General features: G+C 44.0%; 17 protein-coding genes. 3 read left to right on the top strand and 14 right to left on the bottom strand.

Translation table 11 applies throughout. From position 1 onward, the window contains the following. Positions 1-18: 18 nt before the first annotated feature. The 4 genes from ACYX4M_RS05200 to rpe form a co-directional block, all read right to left on the bottom strand. Positions 19-1,182 (bottom strand): HDOD domain-containing protein, encoded by a 1,164-nt coding sequence (locus tag ACYX4M_RS05200; RefSeq protein ID WP_476082852.1) that lies wholly within the window; start codon positions 1,180-1,182, stop codon positions 19-21. A 293-nt stretch (positions 1,183-1,475) separates the two neighbouring features. Further along, complete coding sequence (locus ACYX4M_RS05195; protein ID WP_334060218.1) at positions 1,476-2,060, bottom strand: anthranilate synthase component II; 585 nt, start codon at positions 2,058-2,060, stop codon at positions 1,476-1,478. Between the two features lie 92 nt (positions 2,061-2,152). Next, on the bottom strand, positions 2,153-3,160 hold the full coding sequence (trpS, locus tag ACYX4M_RS05190) for a tryptophan--tRNA ligase (RefSeq protein WP_476082160.1): 1,008 nt from the start codon (positions 3,158-3,160) through the stop codon (positions 2,153-2,155). A 37-nt stretch (positions 3,161-3,197) separates the two neighbouring features. Beyond that, on the bottom strand, positions 3,198-3,875 hold the full coding sequence (rpe, locus tag ACYX4M_RS05185) for a ribulose-phosphate 3-epimerase (RefSeq protein ID WP_476082159.1): 678 nt from the start codon (positions 3,873-3,875) through the stop codon (positions 3,198-3,200). A gap of 397 nt (positions 3,876-4,272) precedes the next feature. On the opposite strand from rpe, the gene ACYX4M_RS05180 reads away from it, so the two are divergent. The 3 genes from ACYX4M_RS05180 to ACYX4M_RS05170 all read left to right on the top strand — a co-directional run bounded on the left by ACYX4M_RS05180 (position 4,273) and on the right by ACYX4M_RS05170 (position 5,687). Then, positions 4,273-4,998 carry a TorF family putative porin gene (locus ACYX4M_RS05180; RefSeq protein ID WP_334060221.1) on the top strand — a complete coding sequence of 242 codons (726 nt, stop codon included), beginning with the start codon at positions 4,273-4,275 and terminating at the stop codon, positions 4,996-4,998. 173 nt (positions 4,999-5,171) lie between these two features. Continuing rightward, positions 5,172-5,480 carry a hypothetical protein gene (locus ACYX4M_RS05175; RefSeq protein WP_334060222.1) on the top strand — a complete coding sequence of 103 codons (309 nt, stop codon included), beginning with the start codon at positions 5,172-5,174 and terminating at the stop codon, positions 5,478-5,480. A 9-nt stretch (positions 5,481-5,489) separates the two neighbouring features. Continuing rightward, the gene (locus ACYX4M_RS05170; protein WP_118490482.1) at positions 5,490-5,687 is read left to right on the top strand and encodes a DUF2970 domain-containing protein; all 198 of its coding nucleotides are present in this window, start codon (positions 5,490-5,492) and stop codon (positions 5,685-5,687) included. 81 nt (positions 5,688-5,768) lie between these two features. Here ACYX4M_RS05170 and ACYX4M_RS05165 read toward each other — a convergent pair whose 3' ends face one another. From ACYX4M_RS05165 to pilM, 10 genes are all read right to left on the bottom strand, one after another. Then, entirely contained in the window at positions 5,769-6,653 is an 885-nt protein-coding gene (locus tag ACYX4M_RS05165; RefSeq protein ID WP_476082158.1) for a Dam family site-specific DNA-(adenine-N6)-methyltransferase, read from the bottom strand. A 227-nt stretch (positions 6,654-6,880) separates the two neighbouring features. Further along, on the bottom strand, positions 6,881-8,131 hold the full coding sequence (locus tag ACYX4M_RS05160) for an SPOR domain-containing protein (protein WP_476082157.1): 1,251 nt from the start codon (positions 8,129-8,131) through the stop codon (positions 6,881-6,883). Positions 8,132-8,144: 13 nt separating this feature from the next. Further along, on the bottom strand, positions 8,145-8,393 hold the full coding sequence (locus tag ACYX4M_RS05155) for a hypothetical protein (RefSeq protein ID WP_476082156.1): 249 nt from the start codon (positions 8,391-8,393) through the stop codon (positions 8,145-8,147). A gap of 119 nt (positions 8,394-8,512) precedes the next feature. Continuing rightward, the gene (gene aroB, locus ACYX4M_RS05150; RefSeq protein ID WP_476082155.1) at positions 8,513-9,580 is read right to left on the bottom strand and encodes a 3-dehydroquinate synthase; all 1,068 of its coding nucleotides are present in this window, start codon (positions 9,578-9,580) and stop codon (positions 8,513-8,515) included. A gap of 30 nt (positions 9,581-9,610) precedes the next feature. Continuing rightward, positions 9,611-10,126, bottom strand: coding sequence for a shikimate kinase AroK (aroK, locus tag ACYX4M_RS05145; protein WP_334060227.1), 516 nt, complete (start codon positions 10,124-10,126; stop codon positions 9,611-9,613). A gap of 269 nt (positions 10,127-10,395) precedes the next feature. Further along, complete coding sequence (locus ACYX4M_RS05140; protein WP_476082154.1) at positions 10,396-12,171, bottom strand: type IV pilus secretin PilQ; 1,776 nt, start codon at positions 12,169-12,171, stop codon at positions 10,396-10,398. A 2-nt stretch (positions 12,172-12,173) separates the two neighbouring features. After that, positions 12,174-12,701 carry a pilus assembly protein PilP gene (locus tag ACYX4M_RS05135; protein ID WP_476082153.1) on the bottom strand — a complete coding sequence of 176 codons (528 nt, stop codon included), beginning with the start codon at positions 12,699-12,701 and terminating at the stop codon, positions 12,174-12,176. Next, positions 12,698-13,309, bottom strand: coding sequence for a type IV pilus inner membrane component PilO (locus tag ACYX4M_RS05130; protein WP_476082152.1), 612 nt, complete (start codon positions 13,307-13,309; stop codon positions 12,698-12,700). The genes ACYX4M_RS05135 and ACYX4M_RS05130 overlap by 4 nt, the downstream gene beginning before the upstream one ends. A 2-nt stretch (positions 13,310-13,311) precedes the next feature. Further along, a complete protein-coding gene (locus ACYX4M_RS05125; protein WP_476082151.1) occupies positions 13,312-13,890 on the bottom strand; it encodes a PilN domain-containing protein in 579 nt (192 codons plus the stop codon). Beyond that, positions 13,878-14,945, bottom strand: coding sequence for a type IV pilus assembly protein PilM (gene pilM, locus ACYX4M_RS05120; RefSeq protein WP_334060232.1), 1,068 nt, complete (start codon positions 14,943-14,945; stop codon positions 13,878-13,880). The genes ACYX4M_RS05125 and pilM overlap by 13 nt, the downstream gene beginning before the upstream one ends. Between the last annotated feature and the right edge of the window lie 118 nt (positions 14,946-15,063).

Raw genomic sequence — 15,063 nt, 5'->3', positions numbered from 1 at the left:
GGAAAGCCTCAAGGGCTGTTAACTATCTTCACTTTTTACCAGCGGAAGGGTGAAGATATCTGTGCTTTTAAGTGCTTCAAGTGCACCTGTGGGGTAGTTTTGTTCTGCAAAAAGCGGTTTTACTTCTTTTATATCAACAAGCTTTAATTGATGTAGCATTCTTATTTGTGCGTAGGCACGTGCTTGGTGCAGTATTTTGCTCAACGTGTTTACCTGTGCAGGCTGCTTATCAGCGCAGGCACGCATTGGCTGCGCGATTGGCAGGCGGGTAAAGTGCATCCACTCTAAAATGTCTGCGCTAACCGCATCAGCAAACTCTTGCTGTAAAGCAATGAGGTGATTTGCTGACGGCGCAATTTTTAGTAAAGCCTCGTGACGCTTTTGTTCTTTATCTTTTTGACATTCTTGTAGAAGGTGCAGCTGAATTTTATCAAACAGTTTAAAGTAAAGCCGCGTCACAGCGCATCGCCCTAGATTGCTGACAATTGCCAGTACGTAGGCTTGATTTTTGTTAAGGTTACTTAAGGAAGCAAGACGTTTTGCTGTAAGCGCAACACCGATGGAGTAATGTGTTAGCTTCTGTTTGATCAGCGGGTAAGGGTCAGTGATTTGAGGCATTGCACGCTTCAGGATTAATGAGGGAATTAGCGTACGCAAGTTTTCGATACCTAAAAAGCTCAATGCGGTGCGTAAGGTTTCAACAACAATAATGCGCCCTCGTGAATCTTTTCGCCTAAATTGAGGCGTGTTTACTACCACTATGAGCTCGTCATAAAGCCACGGCATAGTGGCGACTATCGGCTCTAATTTTGAAACTGAGCACGCTTTAACAGATAAAGCATCTAATAGCTCACCAATGTTTTCAGGTAAGTTGAGCACGTTCTGAACGAGTTCTTCGGTGTAGCTAAGTTGTTCGGTAAGTTCACCAAGCAAAATCTCGTGAAGTTGGTGGCTTACTGATTCCAAATAAGAGGCTTCTGTTTTTTCCTGTAGGCGTTTGTTTTCGATTGCAACTTTTTCAACGTGAAGTAAAAGTCTGCGCGCGTCACCTTGTTCTGACTGTTCGAAGCTAACTTCGCCCACCTTGCGTTTCCCTAGCATTTCAAGCACGCGCTCAGGTGCTATGATCAAATTTTCAAATCGATCATCTATCGTTGGCGGTGTGGCAGCCCCCATTGTCATATTAAAAGCACTCCTGCTCATAACTTTCTGGTGAACGGCAATATTATCGTACATTAGGGGCCTTTATTCTGTTCGCTACGGTAATGGTGAAGATGTAGCTACTACTTAAAAATACAGTTAGCACCCTGCAATGATTGATATCGCTTATATAGTTTAAGACAAAACGCTCATTTAGCGTTCTGGCAAAACTTAATTACAGAAAGTTAAACGAAAAATCAGTGAATTGCGAATTTTAACGGCTTTCAAGTGCAACCTTTCACACTAAGTAGGCTATCGGCAATGCGCCTGTAGACTTAAACCTTTTTATAGTGAAGAAAAGCGTCGAGCACGCTGTGACCGTGTTCGGTCAGCAACGACTCCGGATGATACTGTACGCCCCATATTGGGAAGTGGCTATGGGAAACGGCCATAATTTCTTTTGTCCCCAAAGCTGTCTCACACCAAGCATCCACGCGTAGTGATGGAGGTAAAGACTCAGGGTTTAAAACCAATGAGTGATAGCGGGTTACATTGAAAGTGTTTGGTAGACCTTCAAATAACCCCGTGTTGCGATGGGACAATGCCGAAACCTTACCGTGTTTAATCTCTTGGGCGCCTACTACTTCAGCACCAAAGGCTTGACCTATGGCTTGATGGCCTAAACAAACGCCTAGTATAGGGACTTCACCGGCAAAATGTTCTATTGCGGATAAGCTGATACCCGCTTCGTTAGGCGTGCAAGGGCCTGGCGAGATAACAAGCTGGGAAGGTGCCAAGCGCGAAATATCGTCAAGATTAAGGGCGTTATTTCTCACAACTTCAACGTCAGCGCCAAGCTCTGTGAAATACCTAGCGAGGTTATGAGTGAACGAATCGAAGTTATCAATTAACAGCAACACAGCAGCGTTAATCCTTGGTATTTCTGTAAAACAACGGTTGTAACATGAAGCGTTCTATCAACGCTTCATGTCTTTTTAGTGCAACCTTTAACTTACGGCTTTGGAATGAAACCAACGGCTTTGTAAACTTTGGCAAGCGTCTCTGCTGCACGGGCTGATGCTTTCTCTGCACCTTGGCGCATAACGTCATCAAGGTACGCTCTGTCTGCACGAATTTCCGCGTAGCGAGTTTGAATAGGCTCAAGTAAAGATACCACTGCATCTGCAACATCACCTTTTAAGTGACCGTACATTTTATCGGTATATTCAGGCTCAAGCTCTTTTACGGTTTTACCCGTTGCTAACGAAAGCAGAGTAAGTAAGTTAGAGACACCAGGTTTCTCGGTTGGATTGAAGAAAATATTGGCTTGTTCGTCAGAGTCGGTTACCGCGCGTTTAATCTTCTTAGCCAGTTTCTTAGGTTCTTCAAGCAACCCAATAAAGTTATTCGGATTGTTATCTGACTTAGACATCTTCTTTTCTGGCTCTTGAAGGCTCATGATCCGAGCACCGAACTCTGGAATATATGGGTCAGGTAAACGGAACACATCGCCATATAAGTTATTCACGCGGGTAGCAATATCACGTGTTAACTCAAGGTGTTGTTTTTGATCTTCACCCACAGGTACCTTATCCGCTTGATAAAGCAAAATATCTGCTGCTTGAAGAACAGGGTAGCTATATAAGCCCACATTTATATTATTCTCGTTTTTCGCAGATTTATCTTTAAACTGCGTCATGCGGTTTAGCTCGCCCATTTGTGCATAGCAATTTAATACCCAAGACAGCTGTGCATGCTCAGGCACATGTGATTGCAAAAATAGCGTACTCTTTTGTGGGTCGATGCCGCAGGCTAGATAAAGAGAAAGGCCGTCTAAACAGGCTTCAGCAAGCTGCTTTGGATTTTGTCTGACCGTAATCGCATGCAAATCGACAATCATGTATAAGCAGTCGTGATCGTCTTGCATGGAAACCCACTGTTTAAGTGCACCCATATAATTGCCAAGGGTAAGTTGTCCAGAAGGCTGACAGCCACTTAATACAACGGGTTTATTACTCATTTCTATTTACCTGTAATACGTTAAATTCTGTTAAAAACTAAGCTTTAGATAACGATGAAAGCTCATCGCGCATTTGTGCAATGACATCACTGTAATCGGGTTGAGAAAAAATCGCCGAACCAGCCACAAACATGTCTGCTCCCGCTTCTGCTATCGCGCGAATGTTATCGACTTTTACGCCACCGTCAATTTCTATTCGAATATCGTAGCCGCTTTCTACTACGCGCTGTTTTACCGCACGTACTTTATCTAGGGTGCTAGGTATAAACTTTTGGCCGCCAAAGCCAGGGTTAACCGACATAATAAGGATGTGGTGTAATTTATCCATAACATGATCAAGGTAATGCAGCGGCGTGGCTGGGTTAAATACCAAGCCAGGTTTGCAGCCTGCATCAATAATAAGCTGAAGAGACCGGTCTATGTGCTCAGACGCTTCGGGGTGAAAGCTAATGTAGCTTGCGCCCGCGTTGGCAAATTTCTCAATTAGGTCATCTACGGGCTTAACCATAAGGTGAACGTCAATCGGCGCGGTTATGCCGTACTTTCTTAATGCTTCGCAAATCATAGGCCCAAACGTAAGGTTTGGCACATAGTGGTTGTCCATTACGTCGAAATGCACCACATCGGCGCCTGCCTCCAACACTTTTTCTACGTCTTCACCAAGCCTAGCAAAGTCTGCAGAGAGTATTGATGGAGCAATTAAAAACGGTTTCATTGCGTGTCCTTCAAATCAAAAACAACAAGGTACGTTGCCACTTACGTTATAGGGTTGCGAAAGTTTACCCAAAACCATGCATCTTTACTACGCAAAGGGGGCATCGAGGACGATTTGACAAGAATTTAAGACAAGTAACCGTAAGCGATGCGGTTGCCCAATTTTGGTGAAGCTGCGTTTTGTTGGTGCGCTTTAAGTCAGTCTTTAAACTCTACCAATGAAGTGAGTATTAAAATGGATTTTAAAAAATCGTTTTATATCAATGTTTTGTGATTATTTTGGTAGGCTTTTTTCGTGAACCATAAATGGGCATCAACTTTGCGTTACCCATTCCAAAAAGAAAACACAGACAGAAAAAACGAATAACAACAAGTTTGAATTTGACTGGAGAACTCACATGAAAACATCTACAAAAAGAACCCTAGTTGCCGCTGCTATTTCTTCAGCGTGTCTACTAACTGCAATGCCTAGCTACGCCGAAGGCGAATTTACCGCCAATGCAAGCGCAACAAGTAACTACATTTGGCGTGGTTTAACACAAACCGTTAACGAAGCCGCTGTTCAAGGCGGTATCGACTATGCGCACGAAAGTGGATTTTATGCCGGTACTTGGGCATCGAACGTAAGCTATGAATCAGACGACATTTATTCATATGAGCACGATATGTATTTCGGTTTTTCTGGCGAATCTGACGGCATTGCGTACGACTTTGGTTACCTATATTACAACTACGACGCAGAAGCTGAATTTGATTTTGCTGAAGTTTATGGCTCAGTAGGTATGGGTGGTTTAAGCCTAACGGTTTACCTGTTAGCTCACACGGAAGCTGACGAGGGCGAAAATCAAGATTTTGGTTTTGCACAAGCATCGTACACATCGCTTGATTACAGCATGGAAGTTTTAAACGGTACGGAACTTGGTTTTCACGTCGGTTATCACGAAGGTGATTTTGCTGAAGCGTTTAATGGCGTTGAAGGTTACGTAGACTACGGCGTTTCTATTGCGAAAGACGGATTCAGCTTCGCGATCACTGGTACAGATATTGATGATGTTGGTGCTGACGCACTTGATAACGATGAGTTGAAATTCACTGTAGCTTACTCAGTAGATTTCGAACTTTAATTGTCAAAAAAAGGCCAATGGATAGGCCTCTTAATTAAAACGTTGAGTAGTAAAAGCCTAATGCAATTGCATTAGGCTTTCCATTTTAAAAAGCAACGCATTTTTAACTTGTTCGTTACTTGCTTTTGATTATAATGAGTTTAAATTTTAAACGAGTGTAAGGGGTATTCAGGATGAAAGTTCTTCCTTTTTTTGCGATTTGTGGAGCCGCCGCTTTAGTTAGCGTAGCCGTTACGAATCCGCCAAGCACGCGCTCGTCTGTTTGTGAATTCCAACCCGTTACCGAGTTTAATCCAAAGCTTCCTGCAAGCCATATCCAAAACCAATGTGCCCGTCATCAAGAGGGAGTTGAAGAGGTCAGCTGGCTGTCATGGATAGCGGGGAATTCGCCGTCCTTCCAGTTTCACTTTTTAGATTTACTAGAGTTGCTTCACAGCGATGATGGTAACCGCGACTTCACTTCACCCTCAAACGATTCTTAAGAGGAAATTATGCAATCTGGTACTGGTTTTTGGTCAGTTCTAGGTAGTGTAGTGGCAAGTTTGTTCGGTGTTCAAAGCCATAAAAACTATGAACGTGACTTTACCAAGGGTACCTTTATCAGCTTTGCTGTTATAGGTGTAATTTTGGTTGTGATATTCGTTGTTTCACTTTTTATGTTTGTAAAGTGGTATACAGGCTACGGTTGATTGCCCCTTCACACTTAGCGAAAGCGTTTAGTCACTTCATCGCTTCATGTAAGAGTTCTCTAATCTTTTGTGTCGAAATAGTTATTCAGAAGAAGGCCGCTGAGCTACTTTTTTCTTGCGTGTTTTTCGCTTGGGAACAACTTTCGCAGGTGGGAAATAAGCCAATATTTCATCGACAGGCTGTCGCTTTGCGCCGTTTTGACTTATCGAGCGTTTGACCGACAGTATGCTAAAGTCAGCACCCTGGTACAAGGAGCGAGTGAGCGGTAGATCATGGTTTGATATCAACACAGGTATACCGCGCTTCTTAGAGGCTCGGGTGGCCAATTCTGCTAGCTTTTCTTGCGACTCTTGGCCGAAACTTCGTGCTGCATAACTGGTGAAGGCTGCTGTCTTACTGATAGGCGCGTAAGGTGGATCGCAATAAATAACGTTGCCTCGCCTAGCCCTTGAAAAAACCTTTTCAAACGGTAAGCAGGTAAAAGTGGCCTTTTGTGATTTTTCAGAAAACACAAACATTTCGTCTTCTGGAAAGTAGGGCTTTTTATAGCGGCCAAACGGCACATTAAAACGACCTTGTAGGCTATAGCGACACAAACCGTTGTAGCCGTGTCGGTTTAAATAGAGAAAAAGAATAGCGCGATAGTATTCGTCTTGCGTACCGTTGAATTCTTCTCGCAAGTCATAATACATCTTCTCTTCATTGCGACTCCCGTTAAAAAACGAGCGCGCGTCGTTAATAAGCGCATCAGGTTGCGCCTTTAAGAAGTTGTATAAGTTAATGAGGTCAGGGTTGATATCATTAAGCAGGTAGCGTTTGTATTGCGTATTCAGAAATACAGAGCCGGCACCAACAAACGGTTCTATGAGTTTGTTAGCTTGCGGTAATCTGGCCTGAATGTGCTCAACCAAGCTGTATTTGCCACCGGCCCACTTTAGAAAGGCACGGTTCTTTTTCTGCATCATGCTTAAACGTTACTACCTAGACGGAATGAAGACGGTGGTTTTTCCTTGCGCCGCCGTTCCAAGGGAAAGGGTCGTCTTTATACTTTTATGCTGATCAGTATCAGATATCACCACGCTAAAGGTAGATTGTAACTTTCATCAGTAAAACGGACAACCAACAAGTGCCGCAAGAGTGGAATTTTGCTAAATAATCAGAACTAAATAGTTGTTTTTGACCTTGAATCGGCTTAATTTTGCGCGGTGTCTATTTCCGAGAGAATTTGAGCCCCACGCTTAATAAAAGCATTCTGTTTCCCCGGATATTGGGGTAACGCTGCTCGCGCTTGCTGTGCTTGCGATAGCGAGGCATAAACTTCTCGAAACACAACTACAAACCAGTCGCCACCGTAGCGTTCAGTTTTATAAATGCGGGTTTGCTCTACAAGATTGTTTTCACGCAAGAACGCATTGAGCACCGACTCGCTTTTCATCGCTAGCATCTGGATGGCGTAATCGTTATCGCTAATCCACAGGCCTGGCTGCACTGATGTTTGATTCGTATTTTCGCTACCAGACACTGTATCAGTGTTTTGCGGGTTCGTTACTGCTGGTTGTGCATTATCATGAGCCCTTTGCTCACTGCTTTCACCTGAATTAGTATCAACGGAGAGAGAATTACCGCTTTGTGTCCTTGAAGTAATATTGCTTTTGCTGTCTTCTGATTCAGTTAAAGAGCCTGCGTCAGGCAGCGATGATACTGCGCTTTCCCAGTCGGTAATCAGAGAGTCACTCTCTGCTACTGCATTTTCCGCTGGCCTATCAAAAGTTGGTTGACCGGTTAACTCGGGTGTTGTAAGTGGTGTTGAGACAATTTCCACATTACCGGTTTGAGCACTTACGTCATTTTGCTTACCAGCAGTTGTAGCTTGTTTACTCGTCTCTGCAGCGTTATTGAGTGCCTCATCATCGGTACCAATTAGCTTATTGTAGGCTGAACCCGGTGCAACCTGAGTTTCCTTAGGCTCTAGAGTTTGCTGGCTAATAGGGGAGAAAATTGATGCGAGTTGTTCACCGTACTGCCAATAGATGAGACCTGAGAATGTGACCATAAATACCAGAGCTACTCCAGCATAAAACCATTTTGTTTTTAGCGGGTTAGTGAATGTCTTAGTATTTTCACGCTGCCTATTTTCTAAGTGAGCCTGAAACGCCTCTCTACGGGAGGCAATCATTTTGTCGAGGTCTGATTCGTAGCTAGGCTGTTCACTCATCACAGACTGACTGCTAATAATAAGTGGAGTCTCAGTATTTTTAGCTGGCAACCACTGCTTAGCGCGTTCAGCCCATGCGTTATTTGCAAATAAAAGCACGTTTAAATGCTGTTTGTTTCCAGCAAATCGACTTTGTAATACCAGATCCCACAGCTCTTGCAAGAGTGCATCAGGAAGGTTATGTGCTTGAGTGATAGCGATCAGAATTGGGCCTTCGTGGCTATTCAAATCAGAAAGCAATTCATTGAGGGGACGAACGAAAGCTTCCCACCACCTGACCGAGTAGCTGCCGGCAAAGCTGTCTACGATAGTCAGACGGTTCCATATTATCTTGCGCGGTTAAATACGCAATTTCGGTATCGTCATGCTGCTGAAAAACAAAGGCTTCTAGGGTTTTTTGTTGTTGAGCAATAGACTCACCGCTGACAAAAATCAGTTGAGACGAGTAATTGACCAGATATTCCAAACGTTCATGCAGTTCGCTTTGCATGGGAGTTTGCCCTTATTCACCGTTGCTTTAAAACTAGTCTAACAACGCACCTATTATTAGCTCCCAGACCTAGGGGGTAATGAAAGGGCACGCTGCCAGTTTGTCGCGAACGCGAATGCCTAAGAGAGAATGTCAGTAAGGATGGCGTCGGTGACGTCTTTAGTAACAACCGCTTTGCCAATACCTTGAGGAAGTACAAATCGGATACTGCCCGCTTCCACTTTCTTATCGCGTTTCATGTGCTTAACATAGTCGTCTTTCGTCATGCTACTAGGCCCTGCAATAGGCAGTGCAAAAGCTTCGAATAACGCTGTCACGCGTCGTGTTTCTGACGCTTCAAACCATGTTAATGCTTCAGCAGCTTTACAAGCAAGTATAGTACCAGCAGCTACCGCTTCGCCGTGTAGCCAATTGCCATAACCCTGTTCGGCTTCAATAGCATGACCAAAGGTATGGCCTAAGTTAAGAATGGCGCGTAAGCCTCCTTCCCGTTCGTCTTTCGCAACAACATCTGCTTTTATTTCGCAGCAACGGGAAATCGCGTAGGTAAGGATTTCAGTATCAAGAGACGTCAGTGCGTTAACGTTTTCTTCAAGCCAGGTGAAAAACGGAGCATCGTAAATGATGCCGTATTTAACAACTTCTGCCATACCGGCAGCGAATTCTCTAGGCGGTAGTGTTGCGAGCGAGTTGGTATCGATAGCAACATAAACGGGTTGGTAAAAAGCACCAATCATGTTTTTACCTAAAGGGTGGTTTACCGCCGTTTTTCCGCCTACCGAAGAATCAACTTGAGAAAGCAGGGTAGTAGGCACTTGAATAAAAGGCACACCGCGTTGATACGTTGCTGCAACAAAGCCTGTGAGGTCGCCTATCACACCACCGCCAAGGGCGATTAGTGTTGTATCTCTTGCCGCATTTAATTCGAGAAGCCGGGTCATGACTACTTCGAATTGTTCTAAATTCTTGTACTGCTCGCCATCTGGCAAAATAATGGTTTCAACTTGAACGTCACCACATGCTGCCTTAGCGGTTTCTAAGTATAGGGGGGCAACGGTCTCGTTGGTTACGATAACCGCCAGCGGGCCTTTTATGTAGGCACTAAAAAGGCCGGGTCGCGAAAGCAGCCCAGCCTCTATCTGTATAGGATAGCTACGTTCTCCAAGTTCCACAGTTAAGGTTGACATTGGCGTAGCACCTCCTATTGCATATATAATTTATAAACCGATTTTACTGATAATTTGATTTGCTACAGCGCGCGCGCTCTGGTCGTCTGTATCAACAATGTAATCAGCGACTTCTTCGTAAAGCGGATTGCGCACTTCTGCTAGATCGCGAAGTACTTGTTCTGGATCTTCGTTTTGTAGCAAAGGACGACGTTTGTCGCGTTGTGTACGGGCAACTTGCTTATCGATGGTAGTTTGTAGGTAAACAACGATGCCGCGGGCAGATAAACGATTGCGTACTGCTTTAGTTACAATAGAACCGCCGCCAGTGGCAAGTACAATACCTTGCTTATCTGTCAAATCGTTAATGACGTTTTCTTCGCGTTTACGGAAACCGTCTTCGCCCTCAAGGTCGAAGATCCAGGCGATATCTGCACCAGTGCGGCGCTCAATTTCCTGATCAGAATCAAAAAAGTCTAGGTGAAGTTCGTCTGCCAGATGTCTACCGATGGTACTTTTGCCAGCACCCATTGGGCCAACTAAAAAGATATTACGTTTTTCAGCCATATTTGCTTATATCACAACTTAATCATGTTAGGGGCAGTGCACTGTTGCCTTACCAGCCTACCCATTGACTCGTGCCTATTTAGTTTCCAATAAGCACCACTCCTTAAACCTCGCTTAAATTTCGAGGCGGGGATTATCTCAGTTTCATGCAAGGCGATGCAAGTTTTGTTACCAACAAATAGCGTATACCTGTAAATTTAATTACAAAAAAGGTCGTAAAACAAAAAACGCACATCAAGATGCGCGTTTTTTAGTAGGTGAAATTTTATCTAGGGCCTTTCAGTTACAATTTTTGGTGTAACAAATATGAGTAACTCTCGCTTCTGCTGAAGCTGAGACGAATTTCTGAATAAGGCGCCAACAACCGGTAAGTCACCAAACAGGGGAACCTTTGATACGCCGTCAGAACTGGTTTGTTGGAAAATGCCGCCAAGTACAATGGTTTCACCGTTCTCAACAAGCACTTGTGTTTTAATTTCTTGTGTATCTATGGCTACCGCATCACCGGTAGACGTAGAAACGGTCTCGCCGCGGGTGTCTTGGGTTACAACTAAATCCAAAATAATGCGATTATCTGGCGTTATATGGGGAGTAACTTTAAGCGATAGTACCGCTTTTTTGAATTCTACGGACGTTGCACCACTCGACGTTGCTTGAACGTATGGAATTTCTGTACCTTGTTCAATGTAAGCTTCATGCTGATTGGCGACAGTAATTCGAGGGCTGGCAATAATTTCACCCTTGTTCTCAGACTCTAATGCAGAAAGTTCAAGGTCTAAAATAGTGCCGTCAACTAGGCTCGCAATTTGAAAGCCTATGCTTCCCGCAGCGCTGCTTACCGGAAGGTTTACGTTAAGACGATTTTCAATGCTCGGCACCACGCCACCGGCAATGGTATCGGCACCTTCAATACTACCAGACACGCCGTTATCATCTTGTCGGTCGCTGAACCCCCAGCGTACGCCTAACTGCTCGTCTACGTCGTCAAGCACAGTAACCATACGGCTTTCTATCAGCACTTGTTTAACCGGGATATCTAACGCATTGATTGTTTTTCTTGCTTCATCAATAGACGACAAGGTATCGCGAATAAGTAATGTATTGGTTCGTTCGTCCACGGTAACACCGCCACGATCCGACAGGATTCCACCCTCGGTAGATTTTAATATGGTGGCTAACGCTGAGGCTTTGGCGTAGTTAACCGAAATATTTACCGTGTGAAGCGGGGCTAAATCCGACACTTGTTTTTTAGATTGAAGCGCTTGAGTTTCACGTGCAGACAATTCTTCGGCAGGTGCAATTAACAAAATATTACCCTCTAAACGCTTGTCCAAGCCTTTAACGCGCAAAATCATGTCTAGCGCTTGGTCCCAAGGCACGCCAGATAAGCTAATGGTCACATTACCCGAAACCGTGTCAGTTGTGACTAAGTTAAATCCATTGACCTGGGCAATAATCTGTAGAACCTGCCTTACAGGGACATCTTGAAAGTCAAGAGAGATTGGATCACCTGTGTATTTTTGCTCTGTGCCTAAAGCTTCTTGTTGCTCGCTATCCATAGGTGAAATAGCAACGCGCAACACACTGTCTTTCACCGTGTTTTTAACGGTAACCTGACCTGAGTAGTTAATTTCAACGCGCGCGTCATTTTCATCTTCAAAAGTTTCTATGGTTGAAACAACAGTGCCGAAATCAGCAACGTTTAACTCAACCAGCTGATCTTCAGCTAAAGCAGTTTTGGTGAGCGTAAGCGTTACCTTTCCCTGTGATTCGATAAGTTGCACTTTTGGCGCTGTACCGACAAACTCTATTAAAGTCACCGCTGTACTGTTGGTAGCTTGGGTGAAGTCCAAATTCGTCACCGTGGTAGTGGGGGCTGCCTCGCTCTGTTTCGCGTTAGGGTCTACCAACAAAGGTTCTTGCGCTTTAACGGGAGTCGATACCAAAAAGGTAAATGAAAATATTACGGCGACAGCCAAAGCAAGCCAATACCATCTAGGCGCTCTACGATTGAGAGACTTATTGAAAATGTATCGTTCGGCCATGCTTACTCTCCCGCCTTAGATGCTGTAATCATTGTTGTTGTTTTCCTTTGCCAGCAGCCTGCACCATCAGGTAATAATTGTTCAATAGTAATTGAATCGGTGCCAATTTGCATAATCTTGCCATAAAACAAGCCGATACGGCTTCCTACTTTAGCTTTATGTAGTGCACCATCGTTGCTTTTTAATAGCGCCCACTTTTCTCCTTTAACAGCAAAGTTGCCCGCAAGTGCAAGTGCATCTATCCCATAAGCTTCCAGTGGTTCCTTCGTACGTTGAAAGTTGGGTTGTAGACAGTTTTCCACCCTTGCTTTAGCTACCGGCGCCGAATTTTTTCGGGGGCGGTCGAATGGGCTTCTTAATGTGCTTGCCGTATAGCTGAATGGCGGGTGTGTTTTGAATTCTGGATACGGTTCAATTTGAGGCTGTGCACGTTCTTTCACACTTTGTGTGTAGGTCTGAAGATCATCAAGCTTCGGCGAACAGCCTGTAATGAGTAGTAAGATTAAAAGAGATAAAAGCGAACGAATCATTGTTCATCTCCTTCAATATCGGAGGAATTTTCAGAACGATAGGTTTTAGCCTGTAGTTTAAGAGATAAACCGCCTGCTTCGCGCTTAATATCAAAGTCGTGTAGCGTAACAATACGGGGTAAATCGGCCACTTTAGACACGAACTCCCCGAAATTGTGATAGCCTCCGCTAACTTCCATTTCGATAGGAAGCTCGGTATAGAATTCTTTTGGTACTTCTTGTTGCCAGTTAAGCAATTCAAACGTTAGCCCAGCTGACGTACCCACATATGTAATGTCATCAAGTAGACCTGGCGTTTCATTACTAGTAGGCAAACTTTTAAGCATGGAAGAAAAGTCTTCTTTTATCTTCGCAAGCTGCTCTTCATACGCCTCTAAATTAGCTGCAATACGATACTTGGCTTCAAACTGCAGTTTAAGCTCCTGCTCTTTCAACTCTGCTGCATCCATTATAGGTAGCTTAGGGCTAATTAAAGTGTAGTAGCTTATTGCGCCTACTAATATGGCAAGGAACGCAGCTACAACAATGCGGACTTCGTTTGGCCAAATTGCGATCTGTTCAAAGTCGAGTTCGTTCAGTTCTTTTAGTTTTGAAACGTCAAACTTCATTGCTACTGCGCCTCACTACTGACAATTTCTAAAGGAGCAACGTTTGGGTTTATCGAAAACGTAAGCGTAAAGTTGCTAACTGCTCTGGCCGCGCTACTGTCAGACTTAATAGTAGAAAGCTCTGCACCCACGAATACTTTTGAAGTGTCTAATGCGCGCATGAAATCTGATAAGCGATTGTTTGAGTCGCTAATTCCTTCAATTTTGATGCTGTTGTTGGTTCGGGTCATCGATTCAAATGCCACACCTTGGGGTACTAGTTTTGCAAGCTCATCAAAAACAATAGGGGCCACGTTGCGGTTTGCCTGTAGCTGTTCGATGAGTGCCATGCGTTGCTCAACCGCACTTTTTCTCTCTTTTACCTTTTTAATCTCACCAATCTGCGCATCCAGTAGGGCTATTTCCCGCTCGAGGTATTGGTTTCGTGAGTTTTGATTATTAATTTGCTGGTCGATAGCTTGACCAATAAACCAAAAAATTAAACCCACAATAGCGGCAACCGCAACCAGACCCGCTAAATACTGTTGTTTTTGATGTTGGCGCTGTTTTTCTCGCCAAGGCAGTAAATTTACATGTGCCATGGCGTAAAGCTCCGGCTCGCCAGACCCGCAGCAATTGCAAGCTGAGGTGCAATTTTGCTAAGTCGCGTAGTATCAAGTTTTGGATTAATCGTCATCTTGCTAAATGGGTTGAAGCAATCAACTTCAAGGCCTAAGTCTTGTTTCAGTATATCTACCAAGGGCTCAATGGTCGCCGCACCGCCGCTTAACAGAATTTTCTTTGGTCTCTCAGCATGCAAGGTACTCATATACATCTGTAGTGCGCGGTTAATATTCTGCTGAAGGTTAGCAGCAAATATGGGCAGTGTATCTTCCACCCAGTTACCTGAAAGTGTATCGTCAAGTAACTGGCGCTCTGCTACCTCGCGCTCAACCATATGAATGGCGCTAATATCATTGATTAATTGGTTAAGACCGAATGCGTGCTCTTTTGTATAAATTACATTACCGTTTTTAACTACACATATTTGAAGCAGCGAAGCGCCCAAATTTATGCAGCAAATCGGTTCATCCTCAGCCTGTGGAGTGTGGAAAAAATCTAGTGCATTACCAATGGCGTAATTTTCCATGTCAACAATCTTAGGCTCGAAGTTAGCTTCTCTTGCTAGCAACAATCGACTGTCGACGAGGTCTTTATGAGCGGCAGTTAACAGAACATTGACTTTGCCAGTGTGCGTCGCGCTTGGCCCCATTTCTTCAAAGTCTAAATAGACTTCTTCAAGAGGGTAGGGAATGAGACTGTCTGCCTCTATCTCGATTTGATTTTCAAGATCGTAATCGTTTTGTTCGGGGTCCATGTAAACAATTTTACTGATGACAGAGGTGCCTGCCACCGCAACATTCGCCAGCTTTAATTTTGTCTTCAACGATTTGCGAATTTTTTTTAGTGCAACGCTTACCGACTCATAATCTTTTATATCTCGCTCTGAAAACGCGATTTTAGTTATCGGCTCGCAGGCATACCCTTGAAGGACGAACCCGTCTTTTGATTGTTCTAGCCATACCGCTTTTATTTGACGCGTGCCTATATCTAAGCCCACAATGGGCGGCAGCTTTTTTTTGAACAGCGATTTCATGTGCAAGTGTCCAGTTTCAAAGGTAGTTGCTCTAAAGTACAATATTACTCTATTAGTATTGTGCGTATGGTTCTACAGTTAACACATACGTATAGAATATACGTCATTTCAACAAAAT

Source organism: Alteromonas sp. ABV4_150 (assembly GCF_056311745.1).
Note: the sequence above shows the minus strand (reverse complement) of the source record. Positions and strands in the feature narration are given on the sequence as shown.

Coding starts and splice junctions, on each gene's coding strand:
- ACYX4M_RS05155 (WP_476082156.1), bottom strand. CDS start 8,393: ATGCAAAGCGAACTGCATGAACGTTTGGAATATCTGGTCAATTACTCG.
- ACYX4M_RS05165 (WP_476082158.1), bottom strand. CDS start 6,653: ATGATGCAGAAAAAGAACCGTGCCTTTCTAAAGTGGGCCGGTGGCAAA.
- ACYX4M_RS05175 (WP_334060222.1), top strand. CDS start 5,172: ATGAAAGTTCTTCCTTTTTTTGCGATTTGTGGAGCCGCCGCTTTAGTT.
- ACYX4M_RS05180 (WP_334060221.1), top strand. CDS start 4,273: ATGAAAACATCTACAAAAAGAACCCTAGTTGCCGCTGCTATTTCTTCA.
- ACYX4M_RS05130 (WP_476082152.1), bottom strand. CDS start 13,309: ATGAAGTTTGACGTTTCAAAACTAAAAGAACTGAACGAACTCGACTTT.
- ACYX4M_RS05140 (WP_476082154.1), bottom strand. CDS start 12,171: ATGGCCGAACGATACATTTTCAATAAGTCTCTCAATCGTAGAGCGCCT.
- ACYX4M_RS05135 (WP_476082153.1), bottom strand. CDS start 12,701: ATGATTCGTTCGCTTTTATCTCTTTTAATCTTACTACTCATTACAGGC.
- pilM (WP_334060232.1), bottom strand. CDS start 14,945: ATGAAATCGCTGTTCAAAAAAAAGCTGCCGCCCATTGTGGGCTTAGAT.
- aroK (WP_334060227.1), bottom strand. CDS start 10,126: ATGGCTGAAAAACGTAATATCTTTTTAGTTGGCCCAATGGGTGCTGGC.
- rpe (WP_476082159.1), bottom strand. CDS start 3,875: ATGAAACCGTTTTTAATTGCTCCATCAATACTCTCTGCAGACTTTGCT.
- ACYX4M_RS05170 (WP_118490482.1), top strand. CDS start 5,490: ATGCAATCTGGTACTGGTTTTTGGTCAGTTCTAGGTAGTGTAGTGGCA.
- ACYX4M_RS05200 (WP_476082852.1), bottom strand. CDS start 1,182: ATGACAATGGGGGCTGCCACACCGCCAACGATAGATGATCGATTTGAA.
- aroB (WP_476082155.1), bottom strand. CDS start 9,580: ATGTCAACCTTAACTGTGGAACTTGGAGAACGTAGCTATCCTATACAG.
- ACYX4M_RS05125 (WP_476082151.1), bottom strand. CDS start 13,890: ATGGCACATGTAAATTTACTGCCTTGGCGAGAAAAACAGCGCCAACAT.
- trpS (WP_476082160.1), bottom strand. CDS start 3,160: ATGAGTAATAAACCCGTTGTATTAAGTGGCTGTCAGCCTTCTGGACAA.